21 protein-coding genes and 4 pseudogenes are annotated in these 20,834 nt (G+C 68.7%); 7 read left to right on the top strand and 18 right to left on the bottom strand.

The genetic code is table 11. The features are described 5' to 3' along the window. Positions 1 to 138: 138 nt before the first annotated feature. The 9 genes and pseudogenes from Q5762_RS10935 to Q5762_RS10895 form a co-directional block, all read right to left on the bottom strand. Positions 139 to 375 (bottom strand): annotated as a pseudogene (locus Q5762_RS10935) (HNH endonuclease); the annotation flags it as partial. Further along, complete coding sequence (locus tag Q5762_RS10930; RefSeq protein ID WP_315891830.1) at positions 360 to 761, bottom strand: hypothetical protein; 402 nt, start codon at positions 759 to 761, stop codon at positions 360 to 362. The pseudogene Q5762_RS10935 and the gene Q5762_RS10930, both read right to left, overlap by 16 nt. Before the next feature lie 349 nt (positions 762 to 1,110). Beyond that, on the bottom strand, positions 1,111 to 1,875 hold the full coding sequence (locus Q5762_RS10925; RefSeq protein ID WP_315891829.1) for an SDR family oxidoreductase: 765 nt from the start codon (positions 1,873 to 1,875) through the stop codon (positions 1,111 to 1,113). Positions 1,876 to 2,133: 258 nt separating this feature from the next. Then, positions 2,134 to 2,526 (bottom strand): nuclear transport factor 2 family protein, encoded by a 393-nt coding sequence (locus Q5762_RS10920; protein WP_315891828.1) that lies wholly within the window; start codon positions 2,524 to 2,526, stop codon positions 2,134 to 2,136. 942 nt (positions 2,527 to 3,468) lie between these two features. Then, positions 3,469 to 3,666, bottom strand: a pseudogene (locus Q5762_RS10915) (DUF4262 domain-containing protein); the annotation flags it as partial. Between the two features lie 74 nt (positions 3,667 to 3,740). Further along, a pseudogene (locus Q5762_RS10910) lies at positions 3,741 to 3,821 on the bottom strand (DUF4262 domain-containing protein); the annotation flags it as partial. Between the two features lie 655 nt (positions 3,822 to 4,476). Next, complete coding sequence (locus Q5762_RS10905) at positions 4,477 to 4,857, bottom strand: FKBP-type peptidyl-prolyl cis-trans isomerase (RefSeq protein ID WP_315891827.1); 381 nt, start codon at positions 4,855 to 4,857, stop codon at positions 4,477 to 4,479. A gap of 56 nt (positions 4,858 to 4,913) precedes the next feature. Beyond that, positions 4,914 to 5,435: a hypothetical protein gene (locus Q5762_RS10900; protein WP_315891826.1), complete on the bottom strand. Its 522-nt coding sequence runs from the start codon at positions 5,433 to 5,435 to the stop codon at positions 4,914 to 4,916. A gap of 461 nt (positions 5,436 to 5,896) precedes the next feature. Next, positions 5,897 to 6,937 (bottom strand): vWA domain-containing protein, encoded by a 1,041-nt coding sequence (locus Q5762_RS10895; RefSeq protein ID WP_315891825.1) that lies wholly within the window; start codon positions 6,935 to 6,937, stop codon positions 5,897 to 5,899. A gap of 984 nt (positions 6,938 to 7,921) precedes the next feature. On the opposite strand from Q5762_RS10895, the gene Q5762_RS10890 reads away from it, so the two are divergent. From Q5762_RS10890 to Q5762_RS10875, 4 genes are all read left to right on the top strand, one after another. Further along, positions 7,922 to 8,287, top strand: coding sequence for a hypothetical protein (locus tag Q5762_RS10890; RefSeq protein WP_315891824.1), 366 nt, complete (start codon positions 7,922 to 7,924; stop codon positions 8,285 to 8,287). Between the two features lie 369 nt (positions 8,288 to 8,656). Further along, the gene (locus Q5762_RS10885) at positions 8,657 to 9,079 is read left to right on the top strand and encodes a hypothetical protein (protein WP_315891823.1); all 423 of its coding nucleotides are present in this window, start codon (positions 8,657 to 8,659) and stop codon (positions 9,077 to 9,079) included. Positions 9,080 to 9,148: 69 nt separating this feature from the next. Then, complete coding sequence (locus Q5762_RS10880) at positions 9,149 to 10,552, top strand: DDE-type integrase/transposase/recombinase (RefSeq protein ID WP_315891822.1); 1,404 nt, start codon at positions 9,149 to 9,151, stop codon at positions 10,550 to 10,552. Further along, positions 10,545 to 11,354 carry an AAA family ATPase gene (locus Q5762_RS10875; protein WP_315891821.1) on the top strand — a complete coding sequence of 270 codons (810 nt, stop codon included), beginning with the start codon at positions 10,545 to 10,547 and terminating at the stop codon, positions 11,352 to 11,354. The genes Q5762_RS10880 and Q5762_RS10875 overlap by 8 nt, the downstream gene beginning before the upstream one ends. Positions 11,355 to 12,717: 1,363 nt before the next feature. On the opposite strand, the gene Q5762_RS10870 is transcribed toward Q5762_RS10875, so the two are convergent. The 4 genes from Q5762_RS10870 to Q5762_RS10855 all read right to left on the bottom strand — a co-directional run bounded on the left by Q5762_RS10870 (position 12,718) and on the right by Q5762_RS10855 (position 14,968). Then, on the bottom strand, positions 12,718 to 13,278 hold the full coding sequence (locus Q5762_RS10870; RefSeq protein WP_315891820.1) for a hypothetical protein: 561 nt from the start codon (positions 13,276 to 13,278) through the stop codon (positions 12,718 to 12,720). 80 nt (positions 13,279 to 13,358) lie between these two features. Next, a complete protein-coding gene (locus Q5762_RS10865; protein WP_315891819.1) occupies positions 13,359 to 13,799 on the bottom strand; it encodes a hypothetical protein in 441 nt (146 codons plus the stop codon). A 139-nt stretch (positions 13,800 to 13,938) separates the two neighbouring features. Next, the gene (locus Q5762_RS10860; RefSeq protein WP_315891818.1) at positions 13,939 to 14,355 is read right to left on the bottom strand and encodes a hypothetical protein; all 417 of its coding nucleotides are present in this window, start codon (positions 14,353 to 14,355) and stop codon (positions 13,939 to 13,941) included. Between the two features lie 7 nt (positions 14,356 to 14,362). Beyond that, complete coding sequence (locus Q5762_RS10855) at positions 14,363 to 14,968, bottom strand: DUF4352 domain-containing protein (RefSeq protein ID WP_315891817.1); 606 nt, start codon at positions 14,966 to 14,968, stop codon at positions 14,363 to 14,365. Positions 14,969 to 15,407: 439 nt separating this feature from the next. Here Q5762_RS10855 and Q5762_RS10850 point away from each other — a divergent pair. Continuing rightward, positions 15,408 to 15,542 (top strand): annotated as a pseudogene (locus tag Q5762_RS10850) (IS5/IS1182 family transposase); the annotation flags it as partial. Between the two features lie 30 nt (positions 15,543 to 15,572). On the opposite strand, the gene Q5762_RS10845 reads toward Q5762_RS10850, so the two are convergent. Together Q5762_RS10845 and Q5762_RS10840 are read right to left on the bottom strand one after the other, a co-directional pair. After that, positions 15,573 to 15,839, bottom strand: a complete 267-nt coding sequence (locus Q5762_RS10845; protein WP_315891816.1) for a carbohydrate-binding module family 14 protein — start codon at positions 15,837 to 15,839, stop codon at positions 15,573 to 15,575. Between the two features lie 89 nt (positions 15,840 to 15,928). Further along, positions 15,929 to 16,411 (bottom strand): carboxymuconolactone decarboxylase family protein, encoded by a 483-nt coding sequence (locus Q5762_RS10840; RefSeq protein ID WP_399494876.1) that lies wholly within the window; start codon positions 16,409 to 16,411, stop codon positions 15,929 to 15,931. 47 nt (positions 16,412 to 16,458) lie between these two features. Here Q5762_RS10840 and Q5762_RS10835 point away from each other — a divergent pair, with 47 nt between their 5' ends. Then, on the top strand, positions 16,459 to 17,880 hold the full coding sequence (locus tag Q5762_RS10835; protein WP_315891814.1) for a PLP-dependent aminotransferase family protein: 1,422 nt from the start codon (positions 16,459 to 16,461) through the stop codon (positions 17,878 to 17,880). Positions 17,881 to 18,339: 459 nt separating this feature from the next. Here the strand turns inward: Q5762_RS10835 and Q5762_RS10830 are convergent, their stop codons facing one another. Beyond that, a complete protein-coding gene (locus Q5762_RS10830; RefSeq protein ID WP_315891813.1) occupies positions 18,340 to 18,837 on the bottom strand; it encodes a cupin domain-containing protein in 498 nt (165 codons plus the stop codon). A 282-nt stretch (positions 18,838 to 19,119) separates the two neighbouring features. Between Q5762_RS10830 and Q5762_RS10825 the strand changes: the two genes are divergently transcribed. Then, positions 19,120 to 19,638 carry a proline dehydrogenase gene (locus tag Q5762_RS10825; protein ID WP_315891812.1) on the top strand — a complete coding sequence of 173 codons (519 nt, stop codon included), beginning with the start codon at positions 19,120 to 19,122 and terminating at the stop codon, positions 19,636 to 19,638. A gap of 53 nt (positions 19,639 to 19,691) precedes the next feature. Here the strand turns inward: Q5762_RS10825 and Q5762_RS10820 are convergent, their stop codons facing one another. Together Q5762_RS10820 and Q5762_RS10815 are read right to left on the bottom strand one after the other, a co-directional pair. Next, entirely contained in the window at positions 19,692 to 20,012 is a 321-nt protein-coding gene (locus Q5762_RS10820; RefSeq protein ID WP_315891811.1) for a hypothetical protein, read from the bottom strand. Positions 20,013 to 20,512: 500 nt separating this feature from the next. Next, the coding region (locus tag Q5762_RS10815; protein WP_315891810.1) for a DUF4360 domain-containing protein at positions 20,513 to 20,834 on the bottom strand (322 nt) is incomplete at its 5' end.

Below are 20,834 nucleotides of genomic sequence, written 5' to 3'. Positions count from 1 at the left end.
CTACAAAGTCAAGATAGTCAGCACCAGCAATCCCCGAGAAGGGTCCAAACAGTGAAGGGTGAAGAGCTCTCCGGACGACGAGTAATGCCGAAGTCGGTTCTGGCATAGAGATTGGGGGGAGCGGTCGCGGAGCGTCACCTAGAGGTTCGATTGTGAGGGTCCGGTGTAGTGGACGACGGTGGTCTCGCACGAGCTTTCGGCGTAGACCCTCAGCGCGTCTGCTTCGGCCTGGTAGGCGGTGAGGCCCCGGCGGAGCTTGGTGGCGGTCCACTCGCCGACGTAGCGGCAGTGCGCGTCGGGCAGCGGCGGCGTCCACTGGGCCGGGTCCTGGTCGCTCTTGGATCGGTTGGACCGGGCGGTCACCGCGACCAGGCTCGTGCGACGAGTTCGTCATCGGCGCCGGCCACCGGGACGAGCTCCAGCACCAGCTCGCTCAGACTGAGGCCCTGGTCACCCGCCGCCGGACACAGTTCACCGCCCGCTACGGCGAGCCGATGGGCGGGGACAATATCTGGCTCGCCGGCCGGCTCACCGGGACGAGCGCCCTGACCGAGGTCCTCGTCGTCCTCGACCGGATCGGCGTCCACGACGATGGCCGACTCCGGGCGGTCCGCGGAGCAGGCCTCACCGCCCGAGCCGCCCTCCGCAGGGTCGAAGGAAGCCGTTTCATGAGCCCGCTGCCACAACCTCTGCAAGCAGTCACAAGCGCCCGGAGTGAGGACGCCGCAGAACGTGCCGGAGGCCCTCTCCCGTTTGGCCATGGCAGGAAAGTCCGTCAGTTTCACGGCTGTTGCGCCCGTGAAGTGGCGGTGAGTGCCGATTTCCTCTACGGGCACCAGGAACTGGGTGCCGCGATCGAGCGGCGCCTGCGACCGGTCCCGATGCGGGCGAACCGTCGTCGGCCTCAGCAGTGGTACGAGCCCTCAGCGCACGCCTTTCGCAACAACAGCAGGCTCACCGGGAAGAGGTCGCCCAGGTTCGGAAGGCCCTGGAGGTCGCGCAGGGCGAGAGAGGACCTGGAACTTCGTCGGCGCCTGGCCCAGTTCGCCGCACGGTGACCGTAGCCGTAGCCGTAGCCGTAGCCGTAGCCGTAAAGCCGCAGACTGCGGGTCAGGGCCCGATGCGCTGGACCTCGTTCGGATCGATCCGCAGTGCCGATCCGGTCTCGAAGGAGGTGGGCGATTTCAGCAGTCCGGTCACGACGTCTGCGACCCGGTCGGGGGAGGTTACTCGGTGGCTGGGACAGACCATCTCTGCGAGGGCTGCCTTCGGCACTCCCGCCGCCTGTGATACCCGGTCGATCAAGGGGGTGTCGACAACTGCGGGACAGATCGCGAAGACCGAGATCCCGTGCTCGGCGAGCTCGGCGGCGGCCGAGCGGGTCAAGCTCAGCAAGGCTGCTTTGCTGGCCGCGTACGGGCTGGCGAGCGGCATGGGAATCGTCCCGAGGAAGGAGCTGCTGTTCACGATCACCGACCCGGGTTCCATTCGTGGCGCGGCGTGCTTCATACAGAAGAAGGCGCCTTTCACATTCACGCTCAGGACCGCTTCGATGTCGTCACCGGACCAAGCGGCCATCGGTCCGACGGTTCCTTCGACGCCGGCGTTGTTGAACAGATAGTCCAGGCGGCCGAAGCGTTTGATCGTGGCGTCGACCGCGGACTCGACCGCTGGCTCGTCTGTGACGTCAGCCTTGTGGAACGCGACTCGCTCGGTGCCGAGATCGGCAACCACTGCGTCGCCCACCTCACGGTTCCTGGACGCGATCATGACTGCGCAGCCCTCAGGCAGAAGCCGGCGAACGGTGGCGAGCCCGATCCCGGTCGCTCCTCCGGTCACCAGGGCGACCTTCGATCGGAGTCCGTCGTCGTCCATCTCGTTCTGGCTCCTCGGATCGGGGTGTGTACGTGGCCGGCCGCCGGAACCGTCAGCAGACTTGGGAGCGCCCCGCAAAGCGTGGCAGAACCTCGTTGTATCGCGCGCTTGGGGCGATATCGCGCCGCCACCCCGAGGTAGGCCTTGCGTGGGAGCAGCGGATCCAGCGGAAGGGTCACGGTGACGGCGGCGGACACACGAACGGAGGACGTGGGGCGCTTGATGGACCTGGCTGTGGGGGAGTCCCGGCGCGGGCGGTCACGACCAGAAGTCGTCGTACGTGCTCGGGTCGGTGACGAGCACCCAGCCCTCGGTGATCCTGCTGTCCCTCATGTGGAGGACGAGGGCGTAGTCCATGTCGAGGTCCTTGCCTTCACGTGACGCCTTGACATGGAGGAGAGCGACCGCGTGGTCGTCGTTGGCGAGCACGTCGTGGAGCTGCGGACGGTACGTTCCGCCTGTCAGCTGGAATTCCCGGCCGAACAGCGCGAATGTGTCCTCACGTCCTTGGTGATCTCCTGCCAGCAGGTTCCTCCCGCCGACGTGCCAGACCACATCGGGATGGAACACCTCCGCCAGCGCATCCATGTCGCCGGCTGAGAATGCAGCGAAGGTGCGGTGAAATACGGCGATGTGTGGGTGATCGGTCATCAACGCCTCCTGCGGTTTCCCCGGCAACGTACGTCGCGCGACATCCGCAGTGGGTCATTGACGCCGGCCATTGGGCCGAACGCCACACAGCGCCGGCCGAGGCTCAGGCACAGGTTTGCGGGCCCGCCGGGGTGGTCCCGGTCACGACCCATGTGTCCGTCACCGGTCGCTGTCGCGGAGCAGCCTTGGGCGGCTTCCGGGAAATCGGCGCCCCGCCATCCGTCAGCGGCATCCCGCTTTCGCTATGACCAGGGGAGACAGCGGGTCGAGCTGTCGCGGGTACGGATACGAAGTGGTCGACGTCGGGGCGGGCCGTGTCGGTCTCGACGACGTTGTCGTAGGCGCTGCGCCACGATCCGCCTGGCTGCCGGCAGCCGGCAGCCGGCAGTGGGCAGTGGGCCCGGCGGCCGAGACCGCCGGACCGTGCTTGTCATGGCTCCAACTGGGTGACGGCCATGAGCAGTTGGCGCTGCTCTCCGGTACGCGGCCGCCGCACGCCGGCGGGAGACCTTCCGCGAGAACCGGCCCGGTCCAGCAGGCTGGACCCCTGCAAGCCCTCCCTGGGGCGGCGATTCGCCGCAGGATGCACCAGCATCCACCCGACCGCACAGCGAGCTGGTTGCCGAGCACGCTCCCGTCACCTACTCCATGGTCCGCGCGCACATCGCCACCTTGCGCGGGGCTCCGTCCGCCGCACCGCCGCGGTCGCCGACAGTGCGGCAGGTCACGGGCCGGCTCACCGTTCACCCCACCGCTACGAACGAGGGGGACCGCGTAGCCCTGAAAGATGTTCTGACACGCTGCCCCGGACTGGAAGCGGCCGTCGGACACGTCCGCGGTTTCGGCGAGATGCTCGGAGGCCGCCTCGGCAGCACGCTCCCTGCCTGGATCGACGCAGTCGATGCCGGCCGGCTACCCGGTCTCACCGGCTTCGCACTGCACCTATTGCGGGGCCTCGACGCTGTGACAGCCGGGCTCACCCTGGACTGGAACTCGGGCAGCATCGAGGGCGCCGTGAACCGATTCCACGTCGGGCCACGCAACGTGCAGCATGGGGAAAGGAGGCCGCCGGTAGAACCCGATGGCCCGGCCGAAGAACGTCCGGTACCAGCGGAGATCGACCTGCCTGAGCGCGACTTGGTGACCGTCGACACGTCAGGATGCCTCTGGCCCTCAGCCGGTACAGCGCCCGCGGCTGACTTCGCTCCGAGCCTGTTGAGCATGCGGTGCATGACGTGGACATCGAGCCCGAACATGGCGAGTTCAGGTGCGCCGTGAGTGTGCGAGAGGCTGATCGTGTAGGCGAATCCAGGACCGATCTCGTCCTCGGGAGGGAACCGTCACGACGTGACATCCGTGGTGCTGCACATTCTCGATGATCGTCAGATCCGCGTGGTCCGCTTCGTCTCGGTCACCGTAGTCATGGCAGAGAACGCCGCCGCACTGGAACGGATCATCAGTCATGTGCGGAGGCTACGAGGTGAGCGTACGAGTGGGGCAGCCGGAGTTCGTGACCAGCCGTTCAATCGAACGGCATCGTCGGTCCGGGAGCGCCGGGCTGGGAGCGTACGAGAAGTCCTGGCTGCGATCGAGGGGCGGGACCCGGCGACCACGAGAGGTGGCAGCGTGAGGTCGCCGCGCGGACGATTCTTTCGCGGGGTTCATGGCCGCCGGCACCCCCGGCCGCCGGCCCCCCCGGGCCGCCGGCACTCATGGCCGCCGGCCCGGCGGTCCGGGCAAGCTGGGGTTCAGGCCCGGTACCGGGGTGTCTGCCGTTTGCGGATCACGGGCGCCGATGCGGTGTTGCCGGCGCGTGGTCCGTGTCCGTGGCTGCGGGTGAAGGGTGTACGGGTGTACGGGTGTACGGGTGTACGGGTGTGGTGTCGCGGTCGGCCGGCAGGTGTTGCCCGGCCTTGGTTCCCCCACGGAGAGGCCGGGTAGCAGAAGGTCTCAGACTGCGACGGAGAGCAGGTCCACCACGAAGACGAGTGTCGAGCCCGCCGGGATCAGCGGCGAGGGTGACTGGTTGCCGTAGCCGAGGCGCGGGGGAACGATGATCTCGCGCCGGCCGCCGACCTTCATCCCTCTGACCCCGCGGTCCCAGCCCTTGATGACCTTGCCACCGCCCACGGCGAACTTGAACGTCTGGCCCCGGTCCCAGGAGGTGTCGAATTCCTTTCCGGACTCGAAGGTGACCCCGACGTAGTGAACCTGGACGACCCTGCCCGGCTTCGCCTCGAGCCCGTCCCCGACGACGAGGTCGCGGATTGTCAGCTCGGTGGGAGCCTCACCCTCCGGAAGGTCGATCTCGGGCTTCGCCGGTTCACTCATTGCAGCCTCATTCGCTCGCCGCCGGAGGCCCTCGTACGGACCAGCCAGGCGCATGGTCACTCTATGCAGGAGATCATCATGCTGCCGTGAACGCTGTTCTCCTGGAGTGCGTCAGACCCAACGGAGCACGATGCCCAGCGTGACTGGGCGTGCCACGTCATCGGTACGCTGCGCCCGTACTCGATGACGGCGAGGCCCTGCTCCCCGCGTCCGCGGGTATGGCCCCTGGGCGTCGCCTGGTGGCGCGTGGCCCGCTGCGCGGAGGGTCCTTCAGCCTGCGCCGGTAACGGTCGTGGACTCAGTCCGAGAAACGCCCGCAGCCCGGACACGCCGCCCCGGCTTCCCGGCTTCCCGGCTTCCCGGCCTCTCGCCACCACCGCGACCGTGCCGAACGCAGCCGTAGCCACCTCGACATCCACATCGTCGATCTGCTCGAACACCAGCCAGTCCCAGAACGGTGCATCGGTCCGCGAGTAGGAGCCATGAATGCGGTCCGGCCACGTCCCGCACAACGGAGATGACGCGCCTGCCGTCGTGCACCGGACACCGAGGCGCACTTTCGCGGTGTTCACGTCCACGGCAGCACCACCACGTCCGCCACCGACGGGAACAACAGATTCTTCAGCCGAACCGCAAGGTCATCCACGGCCCCGAACTGTGAGCCCGACCACCCGAGCGGAGAGCCATTTTCGGGCAACCCGGCAGACCTGTCTCACCGGCCCCGCAGCATGGGTCGTGCCCGGACGCCGGCTTCCTGGGTCTTCCGCACGCAGTGGACATCATCGATCGCCGTTTCATGAAGGCGGGTGCGGCTGTGCTCGTTGAGAGGGCTGGGCGGCTCTGCGGTCCCTGTTGGGGTGCTGTGCCGCTTCCCCTCCCGAGTGGCAGGGCTCCGTGCTCTTGGTGGGCCCTGGTGGTGGGTTCGCGGCGGTTTCAGGCGGGCCGCGGGTTGTGGGTGGTCGGGGGCGAGCGTGGTTCCGGTGAGGTTGTGGTGTGGTGGGTTTCGGTTGGCGCGCGGGTCTTGTGGGGTTTCGGGGTGTCAGTTCATGAGGAGGAGGCGTGTGTGGGGGACGAGTTTCCGGTTGACGCTGGTGCTCTGTATGAAGATGGTGTAGTCGTCGTTGTGGTCGGGCTTGACGCGGGTTTCGGTGTCGGGGAGTCCGAGCAGGGCCCGGGCTTCCGGCCCGGTGTACACCTTGTCTGTTTTCTTTTCCAGTACGGCGATCTGCTTGCGTGCCTGGACTTTTTCGGCCTTGCTGAGCTGGTAGAACGCGCCGCCGGTGCGGTAGGTGTGTCCGCATTCGATGACCCAGTCCCGGATCGCCGCGTCACGTGCCACGGGGATCAGCTGGTACGTGGACGGGTTCACCGGGGTGAGGCCGGCTGCTTCGATGGTGTCCTTGTTGACCGCGTCGGCGCCGGTGGAGAACACCGCCCGGGATCCTCGGATGCCCTGGGCGCGGCCCACCATGAATTTTTCGGTGGCCTGCTGGATGACCTGGCCGGCTTCTTCGAGGCCTTGTGTGCTGGTGGCGTCCCAGATGGCGATGTTCTCCTTCGGGAAGCCGCACTGCATGGCTTCGCGTTTGCCCATCTGGTCCGGGACGAGGACGGCGAGTGTCCAGTTGTCGTCCTGGGTGCCGATCATCTTGGCGACGGCCTCGACGAGTTCACGCGGGTTGCCGGCGGGGGCGTCGGGGCTGCGGTGGCTTGCGTTCTCCTGGCCGTCGGTGAGGACGAAGGTCAGGAAGCTGTGGTCGCCGTAGAGCTGGGCGGTCTGCGCGAGTTCCCGCTGCGACTTCAGCGCCGCCGCGAGGAGTGCGGTCATTCCGCCGACCCGGTAGAGCTGCTTCAGGGACGGCATCCGCAGGACGTCCTTGTCGTAGATGACGCACTCCACCTTGTCGGCGAAGACGTACACCGTGACGCGGGTTTCCTGTTCCAGTTCCCTGGAGCGGCGGGCGAGGTAGGCGATCTGCTGGTCGGCGACTTCGACGACCTTGCGGCTCAGGTGCGACATGGACGAACTGGCGTCCAGGACCAGAGCGACGTGATTGATGTAGTTCTGACTGCCCGACATGGCCACTCCCCGTCTCGTGACTTGATGGCTCCACCGTCTCACCCGCCACTGACAATCGATCTTGGCTCCCGCACCGGACCAGCCCCCTCACGCGCCACCGTCACCGCCGGGGGCCCCGGGTGGGTGCGAGCCCCCCGGCCGGCGCTCCCCGTGTCCTGCCCGTGTGGAGGGTGCCGTCGGTGTCGGTGCCCAGGCGGTTGCGGAGCCGGGAGATACGGGGTCTGCAGAGTGTCCTTGGACCAGCGGACCTTGCGCCGGGCGGCACATCGAAGGGGGTGCGTCGAAGCTGTGAGGCCTGTATGGCTCACAGCGTGTTCCCCCAGGTGGCCGAGCGGCGGCGTCAAGCTGTGAGGTGTGAGGTGTGAGGTGTGAGGTGTGAGGCGGAGCGTTGACCATGTCCGGTCCGGTCCGCCCGGCGCGGAGCATGGTGGGGGAGGGGACGAGGAGCGCCGGGACCGGGGGTGACGTCGCCGGACCGGTGCGGCGGCGTTCAGCGTGCTCGTCGCCCTGGCCCGGGGCGCGCCCCAGCGGGTCATCGGATTTCTGTCGGTTCCTCGATGCACGGCACCTGCCACGGCGTGGCGCGAGAAGGCAGGGGGGCTCGGCCGGGACGGTCGGCGGGCCGTGGTGGGACTCCCTGCCTTTGAGGGCAGGGTGTGGGAGTCAGAGGATGACCAGCGGTAGGTTGCGGGCTCCGACAAGCAGACGCGCCCTGCTTTCCGATCCAGCGGCTGGCGTGCTCGTCGGGGCTGAGCCCGAGCGGCTTCTCCCTGCCCTCTTCCTGGTCGGTCATGTACAGGGGTGAGCGCGGCTCGGGCTGCGGCGTGGGGGGTGTCCGGCTTCAGGGCGGTGTGCTCACGGGTGCCTCGGCGGTGCCGGCTGTTTTCGATGTCTGGGCATGTGCGAGCCTGCTCGCTGACTTGGGCGGGGGACCCGATCGTCGCGCATACGAGCGGTGCGGGGAGATGGACAAGGAGGCTGGCGATGACGGAACGGTCAACCGCTGGAAGTGCGGCCGAGCTGATCGACGCCTGGGAGGAGATGAGGGAGTACGTCGACCACGAGCCGCCGGCGTACGAGCGGCTCGTCGTCGAGTGCGCCCGTGAACTGACCGCCGATCCGCGCGGGCCGCTCGCGTACTTCTGGACGCTGGGTCTGGTCCTCGCGCTTCCGTACCTGGCTACGAGGACGCCGCAGGACGGTGAGGTCGAGGCGGCGTTCGACGCGGCGCAGGCCGGCGACCGGGCGCTGCGGGACGCGCCGTGCACGCACCAGGGCCACCCCTTCCAGGGCGACTTGGAGGGGGAGCTCGGGAACATGGCGGACGTTCTGAGGGCGCTGGCCTGTTAGACGTCATTGAAAATGCCTACGAGTGCGGCAGTCTGGGCAGCTTCGTGCCGACATGATCGGTAAGCGTGCCTGCCCGACGAAGAGGTGCAAATTTGGGGCGGCACCTTGCCGACGAAGGGCATGTGAAAGGCCCTCCCGGTATCTCTTGGCCGAGCGCCGGGAGGGCCGTGTAGCGCGCGGAGGGCTGTGCTCACGGTAGAGGCTGACCCGGCGAGGGCTGAAGTGCGGCTGCTGCGAGGCGAGTTGGTATGCCCGGATTGTGCTGGCTCGTTGCGGCCGTGGGGGTGGGCACGTTCGCGCGTACTACGGGATGCGGCCGGCAGGCCGTTCGGAGTCCGTCCCCGGCGGGCGAGGTGTCTGGGCTGCGGCATGTCGCATGTGCTCCTTCCGGTGTTCGCGCTGGTCAGGCGGGCGGATCTGGCTGAGGTGATCGGATGGGCCCTTGCTGCGAAGGCAGCGGGGGCGGGGGCACGGGTGATCGCCGAGAGGCTGGGCCGCCCGGTCGAGACGGTTCGCGGGTGGCTGCGGAGGTTCGCCTCCCGGGCGGAGCGGGTGAGGCGGTTCTTCACGGTGGTGCTGGTGGATGCCGGGGTTGACCCGGCTCCTCCCGGGCCGGCCCGCACGGTCTTCGCGGACGCGGTCAGTGCGGTGGTCGGGGCCTGGTGGTCGGTCGTGTCGCGGTGGCCGAATGTCGGCAAGGTGTCGCCTTGGCTGGTGGCCTGCGCTGTGTCCGGCGGGATACTGCTGGCGCCGTCCTGGCCCTCAGAAACGATCAACACCAGTCGACTCTGACGCCACGCCGACACGGACTGTCACCGTCACGCGTGTGTGTTCACGCTGCGTGAGAGGGCTGGTGGTCAGATGCCAGGTCAGGAAGACCAGACACGGCTGGAGCGGGCTCAGGCGATCGGGCTGTTCCGCTACATGCTGATCAGGGAGGCGGCTGATCCGACGCTGTCCAGGCGCCAACGCGGTGCCTTGGTACGGGAACTGGCGTCGATGACGCATGTCGACCCGGACGGCCGGGCGGTGCGGATCACCCGGTGGACCCTGGACCGCTGGATCTACGAGTGGAAGCGGGCCGGGTTCGAGGCCCTGGTCCCCTCGCCCCGTCAGTCCCGGCCTCGCACGCCGCAGGAGATCCTGGACCTGGCGGCGGCGCTGAAGAAGGAGAATCCGTCACGGTCGGCGGCACAGATCCGCCGGATCATCGGCGCTCAGCGGGGCTGGGCGCCTGACGAACGCACCATCCAGCGGATGATCGTCCGCGAAGGTCTGGATGCGTTGAAGGCTGCCGCCCCGTCTGCGGTGTTCGGGCGGTTCGAGGCGGATGGTCCTTACGAGTTGTGGACCGGGGACGCCTTGCACGGGCCGATGGTCGCCGGCCGAAAGACGTATCTGTTCGCGTTCGTGGACGATCACTCGCGGGCCGTGATGGGGCATCGCTGGGGGTTCGCGGAGGACACCGTCCGCCTGGCCGCCGCTCTGCGGCCGGCCTTGGCCGCGAGGGGTGTCCCGCGCTACATCTACGTCGACAACGGCTCCGCCTTCGTGGACTCGTGGCTGCTCAGGGCCTGCGCGAAGCTCGGCGTCAAGCTGGTGCACTCCACTCCCGGCCGGCCGCAGGGCCGGGGGAAGATCGAGCGGTTCTTCCGCACCGTGAACAGTGAGTTCGTCGTCGAGATCGCCTCCGGTGACGGCAAGGCGGGACGGCAGATCGAGAGCCTGCTGGAGATGAACCGGCTGTTCACGGCCTGGACGGAGAACGTCTACCACCGCCGGGTGCACTCCGAGACGGGAGCCGCACCGCTGGCCCGCTGGATGGGAGACCGTCCGCTCGTGGTCCCCAACCCCGCCGATCTCGCGGAAGCTTTCCGCTGGTCGGAACACCGCACCGTGTCCAAGACCGCGCTGGTGTCCCTGCACGGCAACCGCTACCAGGTCGACCCTCTGCTGGTCGGCCAAAGGGTCGAGCTGGTCTTCGACCCCTTCGACCTGTCCTTCCTGCGGGTCAGGGCGAACGGCCAGGACGCCGGGACCGCGCTGCCCTACCAGGTCAGCCGCCACTCCCACCCCAAGGCCCGGCCCGAGACCCCCGCCGAGGAACCCCGGGCGACCACCGGCATCGACTACCTCGGCCTGATCGACACCGCCCACAAGGCCGAGCTCGCCGACAAGGTCAACGCCGCCCTGAGCGAGCCGATGCCACCGACTGTCGACCTCACCGACCTGGCCGCCACCCCCTCGGAGGACCACCGTGATTGAGAAACTCCAGGCCTACTACGGCTTCACCCGCACGCCCTTCGGTCGTGACCTCGCCCCCGGCATGCTGCACCGCCACGCGTCTCACAACGAAGCCGTCGCCCGCATCACCTGGTGCATCTCCGAACGCTCCATCGGCGTGGTCACCGGTGAGGTCGGCGCCGGCAAGACCGTCTCCGTCCGCACCGTCCTGCACGGCATCGACCCGTCGAAACACACCGTGATCTACCTGCCCAACCCCATGATCGGGGTCCGCGGCATCCACGAGGCGATCGTCACCGCCTTCGGCCAGCAGCCCTCCCACCTCGGCTCCCGCCTTACCGCCCAGACCGGCCTGGCCCTGGCCGCCGAACGCGAAGAGCGCGGCCGGACCCCGGTTCTGGTGCTGGACGAAGCTCATCTGCTGTCCGACGAACAGCTCGAAGCCATCCGAATGCTGACGAACACTGCCATGGACCAGGACTCGCCTCTGTCCTGCCTGCTGGTTGGCCAGCCGACCCTGCGGCGGACGATGAAACTCGCGGTCCTGGCCGCCCTCGAGCAACGGACCGCCCTGCGTTACACGATGCCCGGCATGACATCGGCCGAGACCGCCAGCTACATCAAGCACCACCTCGGCCTGGCCGGCCGCAGCGACCAGCTGTTCACCGATGACGCGGTCACCCTGATCCACGCCACCTCGCGCGGCTTCCCCCGCGCGGTCAACAACCTCTGCCTGCAGTCCCTTGTCGCCACGTTCGCGGCCGGCAAGTCCCTCGTCGACGAGAAAGCCGCTCAGTCTGCCGTCACCGAAGTCCTCGACTGACAGAGAGTTTCGGCCTTCGCTCACTCAGAAGAAGGTCTCTCTTGCCTCGCCAGATACACACCCCGCAACGCGCCCAGAAACCCGAACACAGCGCCGATCCAGGCGACCCACAACCATGGACCCTCAAGGACGGGGCCCTCCGGCACCAACAGGAAACCGGCCGCCACCCAAAAGACGCAACCACCGATGTTCGCCCAAAACCGAACACGTGGGCTGAATTTCACTTTCCGGCCCCCCACAGACACGAACAGCGTTGCCGATGATGACCAGCACAGTAGACGAATCGATCACAGTGGGTCCCCATCGGGGACGGCAACAGTCGCAGAGAACTCACTGACCCCGACACCTTGCCGACCGGCGCGACACCTCGCCCACGATCTCCCCGTTGGGACCACATCCAGCGGGGCGATTCCGCTTCCACTCATCGGCACCTTGAATGCCGCACCCGTCGGCATTTTCAGCGTCGCCCAACACCCTGTGCCCGGCGTTCGTCGTAGCCACGGCGCGTGACTCCCTGAGACGGCTGAGGAGCGACTCATGACGTACGGACAGTGTCTCCCGCTGCGAGGAGCTCGCTGATCAGTCGGAGCCGGTCCGGGCGTGGCGGCTCGATCCGCTCCCAGTCCACGTCCGTCGACGCCACACCCGGACTAGCGAGTCGATGAGGTGCTGGGCGATGCGGTGAGCCCACCGTTCCGGGTTTCCCGCCAGGGCACGCCCCGCATCGGCGCGGAGTGGCGGGTGGCAGGGGCGGTATTCGTCGGTGCGCCAGTAGTCGACGCCGTGGAGGTGTCCATCGGCAACGGCGAGCAGCACGGACCGCGACTGCTGGGAGAGCAGTATCCGCCGCTCCGCGCTGAACACGCACAACCCCGGCCGGTGGTGGCCCTGTACGTCGAGAGACAGGCTTACCCACGTGCCGTCTTCCCGCGTGACATCGCTGCCTGCATGCTACGAGCGCAGAGGGCTGGTGCGGGGGAAGCGGATGGTGACCCTTGCGGGCCGTCGCGGCCCACACACTCCACGAGGGGGTGGCACCGACCGGAAACCCGGCGGAGCTCGTTGTGCTCCTCACCTCGTTCAACGCCGGACCGAGCGAGGCGGCGAGCGGCCCTAGCCGATTGCAGAGATCCCGCCGAGCAGGGGGCGGCGCTGCCGGCGCGGGTCGAGTCTGTCGCGGGGAGGTTGTTGGGGTTGCTGGTGGAGACCTCTCGCAGGCAGCGGCGGAGTCGGCGACGGCCATGGAGTCGCGGGTGGCGGTGCTGGTGGAGGAACAGAGGGCGGCGCGGGAGTCCTGACCCCGGGTACGGCGAGGCCCCGCCGGACGGGACGGGGCTCGGGGGCGCGGCGTTGGCCGGCGGGTTCAACACCACCATTTCCGGCGGCAGATCCAGGGCCGGTCGACCTCTGGTACGTCGACGTCGGGCACGTCTGCGCCGCCGCTGGAGCTGCCGGAGGATCGGTCGGGCTTTTCGAAGTCGTACCGGACGATCTTGGTGATCACCAGCTTTGTGCGGGTACCGTCCTGGGGGATGTCGAAGAGGACTGCCTGACGCTCGGTTGTGCCCTTGTCGGCGTAGCCGGGGTTGGACTCCTCGGTGGCGTAGACCTTCCCCTTTGCGTCGACGACCTGCGTGGTGATCTCGAATGTGGCGGTGGGGTCGCGGTGGTTGGTGACCTCCACGTTCGCGCGGTTGGGGGCGAAAGTGTCCTGGTCCTCGTCGCATTCGGGCGTGGTGACGGTGACGGTCGCCCCGTGGGCGGTGACCTTCTTGCCCCGCGTGGGGCACTGCGGCCCGGTCGGCTTCGGCGCCGGAGCACTGGACTTGGCCTTGTCGTCCTTCGGTGGGTCTGGGAGTTCGCAGCCGGTGAGGGCCGCGGCGGCGGTGACGGTGGCTATGACGGCGGTGGTGGTCTTCCGCATGGCGGTGCGGGGCCTTTCGAGGTGGGGGCAGCAGTGCGCCTCCGCCGGTCGGGGCGCTGTAGTGCGGGAGCCGGACGGGGTCAGTCGTCGTGGCGCTCCTGTCGCGCGGTCACAGCGACCGGGGGGAGGAGTCCGGCGGCACGCAGGTCGGCGCAGGTGACGGCGGCGCGGGTGAGGTTGGCCGCGAGGGTGACGGACGCCTCGTCAGTGAGGTGGATGCGCATATAGCCCTTATTCCGCTCGTCCTGGGTGCGCTGGTGGCCGGGGAGGTAGCGGCGTGCGACGCCCCAGGGGATGTGTATGTCGGCGTAGTGGCCGGTCATGTGGAGCAGGGAGGCGCATCCCTCGTCGGTGGCGTGCCGCGAGTACAGGCGGATGTGCCGGGGTGTTGTGTCGGTCTGGTGGGCGACGGCGGTCACGTGGTCCGGGAAGAGGTGGGCGAGGTAGGCGCGGAGGTGTTCGGCGTGGGGTGCGGCGAGGGTCTCGCGGATGATTTCGGCGTGGTCGGCGCGTACGAGCATGGCGGTCCTTCCGGTGGTTCGGGTTGTGCCGGCGGACAATCCGGCATGGGTACCCCCCCGCCTGGCCGGCGGGGGCCGCGGTCGTGGGAGGGGCAGCCCAGGGAATCGGCGAATTCGCCGTTCTCGGCTGCCTCCAGGGTCAGACGGGGGTTTGGCCGGTCGTGGTGTCGATATACCGGCGCAGCTCCCACAGGGAGACGCCGCCGGGCAGGATGAGGTACTTCGGCGACTCGAACGACAGGCCGTCGAGGCTCGTGTAGGGGTAGATACTGGAGAGTTTGCATATCTGCTTCAGCAGGCCGCTCGCGGCGTAGTGCTCACCGGGCTCGGCCCCCCACGTGAGGTATTCGTGGCACCCAGGGCGGGCGTCGGCGTTCCAGGTGATGTCACGGCGGGCGGGGTCGGCGTCGAGCCAGGCGTTCCAGGCGTTGACCTTCTCGGTGGTCTCGCCGCGCTTGCCTTCCTGCCACTGGATCGTGAGGGGCGTGCCGTGGCGGATGACTCCCCAGGTGAGGAGCTGATCAGCGGCGTAGGCGAGGCGGGCAGGGGTGGTCATGGGGCCCTCAGCTCTTGGTGGTCTTGGTGTTCAGGGTTACGGCGGTACTGGTGTCGCTGTCGTCGCCGGAGAACAGCCACTGCGCGGCGGTGGCGTCCTTGGGCATCCGTGCCACGTAGGTGACGCGCTCCTTGAAACCGGGCTGAAGTTCCTGGCAGTTGTCCTGATCCCGGGAGAGGGTCAGGTCGTAGACGGCGTCGAAGGTGCGCCCGTCGGCGTCCATCACGCCGTCGGAGATGCCTTGCGCACACGCAGGCGTGAAGGATTCGCTGCCGTCGTTGTAGACGGTCACGTCAACGAGGACGTACTTCGCTCCCTCGCCAGCCTTCTTCGTCTTGTCGTCGTAGGTGCGGGCGGTGTCGGCCTCGTAGACCTTTTCGACGACGACAGTGGCAGATCCGTTGGTGACCTTCTTGCCCATCGGCGCACCGGAGGGCGTGGGGGTGGGTGTGGGTTCGGGGGTGCTGGTCTGGCTTGAGGAGTCCGGGTAATCGCGGGTGTCCTGCCAGATCGACGGCGAGGGGTCCGCTGCTGCGGTGTCGGTCGGGGCGGTGATGCGGCCGAGGATGTAGCCGCCAGCGCCTATCGCGGTGGCGGCGACGGCGGCGGCCACCAGGAGCGCGGTCTTCCCCCGGGGCTGCTTCTGTGGGGCGGGGGGGCAGCTCGGGCGCGGGCTCGGTCATGGCTGTGGCCCTTCGGTGTAGTGGGGTGGGGGCGGGCCGCCCTTGATTCGCACAGAGACAGCACTTCAACTTTCTGTTGAATTGAACGCTGATCTTACCGGCGGTTACACTTGTGCGCCTGGTCCGGGTTGCGGGCACCCCCGCCGGTCGTCCGGCGGGGGCGCTGGTTATCAGGCCGCTGCGCGGGGCAGTTCGGCTTCGTCGCGCCAGCGCTTGTAGAAGTCGCAAAGGATGCCTTCGATGTCGCCGGCGGCCCAGTCGCTCAGGCCCCAGTGTTCGGGGATGTCGGCCTTGCGAATCTTGCCCCCGTCGATGAGGGGGAGTTCGAGGATCTACGCGGCCTTGACGGTGGGCATGGACGTAGACGCGCGCCGCAACGAAGTCGAGCGAACAATCAACGCGCTCAAGGGCTTCCGCGCCGTCGCCACCCGCTTCGACACACGGGCGTACATCTTCCACGGCACGGTGGCCGTCGCCGCCATTCGCCTCTGGCTTCGCTCCTGACACCGGTCAACCTCACCCCCAGGAGACGCCCTAACGTGCGTACTTGGGGTCCGCGCCCGCATCCTCGGGCCTCATGCACTTCAGCTGCGTGGGAGAGAAGTGCATCCCGTTCTTGCACGTCTTCTTCAGCGGGAACCAGGCGTTACATTCCGAGTACATGCGGGGATCGTTGGGGTCGGCCACCTTGAAGTGTGCGTTGATGGCCATCTCGCTGGGGCAGTCGGTCTTCGGCCAGGGCAGAGTGCCTGCCTGGGCCGGGCTGACGGCGAGGGTCGTCAGCGACAGAGTGGCGGCCAAGGCCGCGCCGAGGCGACGAGGGGGGCGTTTCGTCGTTGGCCTGTTGATGGGAGGTGGCCGCTGCTCACGGGGCCATGCCGTCGCGGGAGTCAGTGGTGTTGGTGCGTGCCGGTGTCTGTGGGCGGGCGGTTGGTTTTGGTGGTGGTGATGGTGATGCGGTTGTAGGTGTTGATGGAGCAGGTGACGGCGAGGATGTGGGTGAGTTCGTCGTCGTTGAATTCGGCTCGGGCCTGGGCGTACATCTCGTCGGGGACGCCGTGGGTGGATATGAGGGTGATGGCTTCGGTGAGTGCGAGTGCGGCTTGTTCCTTGGGGGTGAAGTAGTGGGTGGCCTGGCGCCAGTGGGCGATCATGTGGAGGCGGAGGTTGTCCTCGCCGGCGTTGTGGGCGTGGTTGAGGTGGATGGTGAGGCAGTAGGTGCAGTTGTTGAGTTGGGAGGCGCGGATCTGGATGAGTTCGACGAGGGCGGGGTCGAGGCCTTGACGGGCGGCGGTGTCGAAGGCGATGAGGGCTTTGAATGCTTTGGGGGCGGTGGCGGCGAAGTCGGCCCGGGGTGTGGTGGTGTGGGTCATGGTCATTAATCTAGGGAGCCCACAGACCCGTTGAGAGGTGCATTGGAGTGTCGGGTTCATGGGTCAATCTGGCCGAGCGCATCGGTGCCGATCTGCATCTGGAGCTGGCCGGGTCGGGTTCGCGGCGGGCCGCTGTTGCCCGGGCTCTGCGTGAGGCGATCGGGGAGGGGCGGCTGGCGGCCGGGGTGCGGTTGCCGCCGTACCGGTCGCTCGCGGCCGATCTCGGCATCACACGGAACACGGTCGCCGACGCGTACGCGGAACTGGTCGCCGAGGGCTGGCTGACAGCCCGGCAGGGTTCCGGCACGCGGGTCGCGGAGCGGGCCGCACCGGCCCGGGTGGTGCGTGTGCCGAAGCGGCCGCCGGCGGGGCCGGCCGCACCCGTACACAATCTGATGCAGGGTCAGCCGGATGCTTCGTCGTTTCCGAGGAACGCCTGGTCGGCCGCCGCCCGCCGGGCGCTCGCCGCGGCCCCGCACGACGCTTTCGGGCCGGGTGATCCGCAGGGCCGGATCGAGCTGCGTACCGCGCTGGCGGACTACCTCGCCCGGGTACGGGGTGTGCGCACCGGCCCGGAGCGCATCGTGATCTGCTCGGGATTCTCCGACGCGCTCAGGCTGCTGTTCGGCGGCGGCGTGCTGCGTGGAACGCTCGCGGTCGAGGGTTACGGACTTGCCTTCCACCGCGCCCTGCTGACGGCCGAGCGTGTGCGGACGGTGCCGCTCGGCCTGGACGAGCGCGGCACGAGGACCGAGGAGCTTCCCGCCCGCCGCGGGGTGCGGTCGGTGCTGCTCACCCCGGCCCACCAGTTTCCCGTCGGCGGGCCGCTCGATCCCGGGCGGCGTAACGCGGCGGTCGACTGGGCGCGCGCCCGCGGCGGTTGCGTGATCGAGGACGACTACGACGGCGAGTTCCGCTACGACCGTGAGCCGGTCGGCGCCCTTCAGGCGCTGGATCCCGACCACGTGCTGTATGTCGGGTCGGTGAGCAAGAGTGTGTCGCCGGCTGTGAGGCTGGGCTGGATGGTTGTGCCGGAGCATCTGCTCGGTCCGGTCCTTGACGCGAAGGGCCGTCGTGAGCGCTGGACGAGTGTGGTGGACCAGCTCACCTTCGCGGACCTGATCACCTCCGGTGCTCACGACCGGCACATCCGCAAGATGCGCCAGCGTTACCGTGAGCGCCGCAACCGCCTCGTTGCCGCGCTCGCCGAACACGCGCCGCATGTCGAGGTCACCGGGATCGCCGCGGGTCTGCACGCGGTACTGCGGCTGCCTCCGGGTACCGAGACGGCCACGGTGAACGCCGCCACCTGGCTGGGCCTGGCACTGGACGGCCTGACCGGTTTCAGGCACCCCGCTGCCGAGACGCCGCCGCTGGACGGGCTGGTCGTCGGCTACGCGACCCCGCCGGACCACGCGTACGCCGCCGCCCTCGCCGCGCTCTGCCAGATCCTGCCGCCCCCGCCGTGAGCCGGGCCCCACTGTGAACCGAGCCCCGGGGGTGAATCTGTCCCCAGCGTGCCCCCGCCCCGCCGTGAGCCGGGCCCCGGCGTGAACCCGTGCCCGGCATGAACCCCGCCCCCACCCTGAACCGGGACCCGGCGGGCCGCCGGTTCTTCGAGCCGGGCGGGCCGCCGGGACCGGGGCGGGTGGGTTATTGGTGCACCCGCCGGCGTGCCCGTCTTCGCGCGCAGGTTCCTGAACCCGCGGCGGACCCGGGCGGGGGGGCTGGGCCGGGAGGCGGCGCGCCCCTCGGTGCGAGGAGGATGCATCCCCACCGGCTCTGCGTTCCCCGTCGACCCGGCCCTGCCCTGCTGCGATGAGGACGCATCCCCACCGGCTCGGCGGTCCCATCGACCTGGCCCTGGCCCGACCTGACCTGCGCTGGCGTGTTCTGCCCCAGGTCGTTCGTCCTGTGTGGCGGGCGGTTCAGCGGCGGGTGAGTTCCTGCTGCCAGAGGGGGCTGTCGTAGTAGTGGTTGTCGAACTGCTGGGAGCTGTCGCGGATGTCCTGTACGGAGGCCTCGCCGCGGTAGACGCGTTCGAGCAGCCGGTAGTAGTCGAACCGGTCCATTCCGGGGGTGAAGACGATGAGCATTTCGGCTTCGCTGTCGGGGGCGGGTGCGAAGGCGTGCGGGACGGTCGGGGGGACGGTCAGGAAGTCGCCCTTGCCGAGGGTGAGGATCTGGTCGTCGAGGAGGATCCGCATGGTTCCGCTGAGGACGTGGAACATTTCGGTGGCCCGGGTGTGGAAGTGTGCGGGAGCGCCGGGTGAGCCCTTGTGCAGGGTCGCGCGGTTGGCGGTGAGCGCACCGCCGGTGGCGTTCGAGTCGGCGAGCAGCGTGATCAGGCTGGTCGCTCCGTCCTGCAGGGTCTCGGCCTCTTCGGCCCGGACGAGGACGGGCTTCGCGGCACTGGTGAACGTCATGGTCACTCCCGGGTTCTTGGTGGTTCCGCCGGCTGGTGTTCCCGGCGACACCACTGAATCTAGACTCCGAAAAGACCCGGGGAAGGGTGCATTGAAGGCCCGGAATCATGGGTCAATTCCGGCCGGGGGTGGGGCCGGGATCATGGAGTTCCGGACACCCCGCCAGCACCCCAGGCCCCGCCGCCCGGTGGCCGGCGCGGGCGCCCTGCGACCCGCCCACCACGAAAGGGCAGGAAGCCCCGGCGACTTGGATGAACAAGCGGGAACGGCAGACTGGGGCTCATGGATTCAGGACTTGCCGCGCTGTTGGGCGCCGCTGTCGGTTCCGCCGCCACTCTCGGGGCCGCGATCGTCAACGGCCGTGCTCAGGCGCGGTCCCAGCATGCCCAATGGAGCCGGCAGCGTCGCCGTGACGCCTACGCCGGCTACCTCAGCGCGCTTCATGACCGTGACATCACCATGGACGCCGTCCTCGACGCGCTGCGTTCAGACCACCCCGACCTTGCTGATGTCGACGAGAGGATAGCCCGGTTCGTCACTCTGGCCCGTGAGGTCCACCGTGCGGGCGAAGTCGTCATTCTCGAAGGGCCGGCACGCCTCGCGGAAGTCGCCGAACGCGTTGCCAACGCCTCCGGCGATCTCTCACACGTCATGCGGCGGATGGCCGAGAACGCCCACGCGGGAAACACCACCCGCAAGGCCGAGGACACCGCTCTCGCCGCCGAACGGGAGCGAACCCTCTACGAGGCGGTCAAGGACTTCCGCCTCGCGGCCCGCGGCGTCATCGGCAGAGCCGACTGACCCAGAGATCCTCGGACCCAGCCCCCCAATCCGTTGGGAGACTGAGGCGTTGCTCAGCCTGAACCGTCGAACGACAAGCTCAGCCTCTCCCTCGCCGAGCCGAAGTGGCGTCCTGACAAGGTGACCGTGTCCGGTTCCTCAGCCCTCTCCACACTCCCCGTCCGCCCGCAGACGTGTCCTGCGTCAGGGTCGCCGCCGACGCCGGTGGAGAACTCGAGGGCGAACTCCTCCGCGTGAAGCGCCGTAAGAATCCTGGCGGTGATGCGTTCGACGTCGTCGCGTTCGGCCTCCGGTAGCGGTGCGCCTGTGGATTCCCGGGCGCGGGCGGCCGTGCCGAGGTGGCGTGCAGCCTGGACCGGTTGGCCGGCGAGCACGTCGCCGGCACCTGGCTGACCGGCTGCGGCTGAGCGGGCGTGACGATCATCGAACAGGCCGTGTGGCAGAAGCTGTTCGCGGTCGACAGGGGTCGCTTTGTCGCCGGGAGCTGCTCGACGGCACGAGGCCCCGGGAGGCGTCGCCCGAGGCCCTTCCATGCTCGGTCTTCTCCGGCTGGTTCAACGTCAGCCGGTGGCGGCGCCGCACCCGCACCCGCACCCGCACCTGTTCCCGGATCCCGGATCCCGGATCCCGGATCCCGGATCCCGGATCCGGGATCCGGGAACAGGGAGCGGCGAGCGGGGAGCGGGGAGCTACGGGCTGCTCGCGGCGGTCGGTGGCCGGTGGCCGGCGGGGTGTCCGCGCCCGCGCCGGCTCTCCGCAGGCCGCAGGCTGCCGGACTGCGCGCCGCGCGGTCCGCGGCCCCCGGGGGCCGCTGGGGGGCAGTGCCCCGGCCGTGAAGGGGAAGCCGGTCCGGGGCGCTGCACGGTGGGTCAGCTCACTTCCTGGGGCATTCCTTCCAGGCGAGGTGGTAGACGGTGTTGATGTCACCGTCGGTGGAGTCCATGGTCATGTAGCTGGTGGTGGCCGGGTTGGACGTGCCGGCGTTCACCCGGAGTTCGGTGTTGATGTTGAAGTTCCGCTGCACACCGCAGGGCGCCAACACGAGCTGCGCCCAGTCGGTGTTGTCGGTGGCCTGCCAGTTGTCCTCGTAGGGGCCTCGGAAGGTGTGTGTGCGGGAGGCGGTGTTCGGCGAGCCCTGGAAGTAGTACGAGGCCTTCTCGGTGCTGCTTGCGCCGGGCTGGAGGGAGGCGTAGCCG

The sequence above is a fragment of the Streptomyces sp. P9(2023) genome, from assembly GCF_032436795.1.
GTDB lineage: Bacteria > Actinomycetota > Actinomycetes > Streptomycetales > Streptomycetaceae > Streptomyces.
Note: the sequence above shows the minus strand (reverse complement) of the source record. Positions and strands in the feature narration are given on the sequence as shown.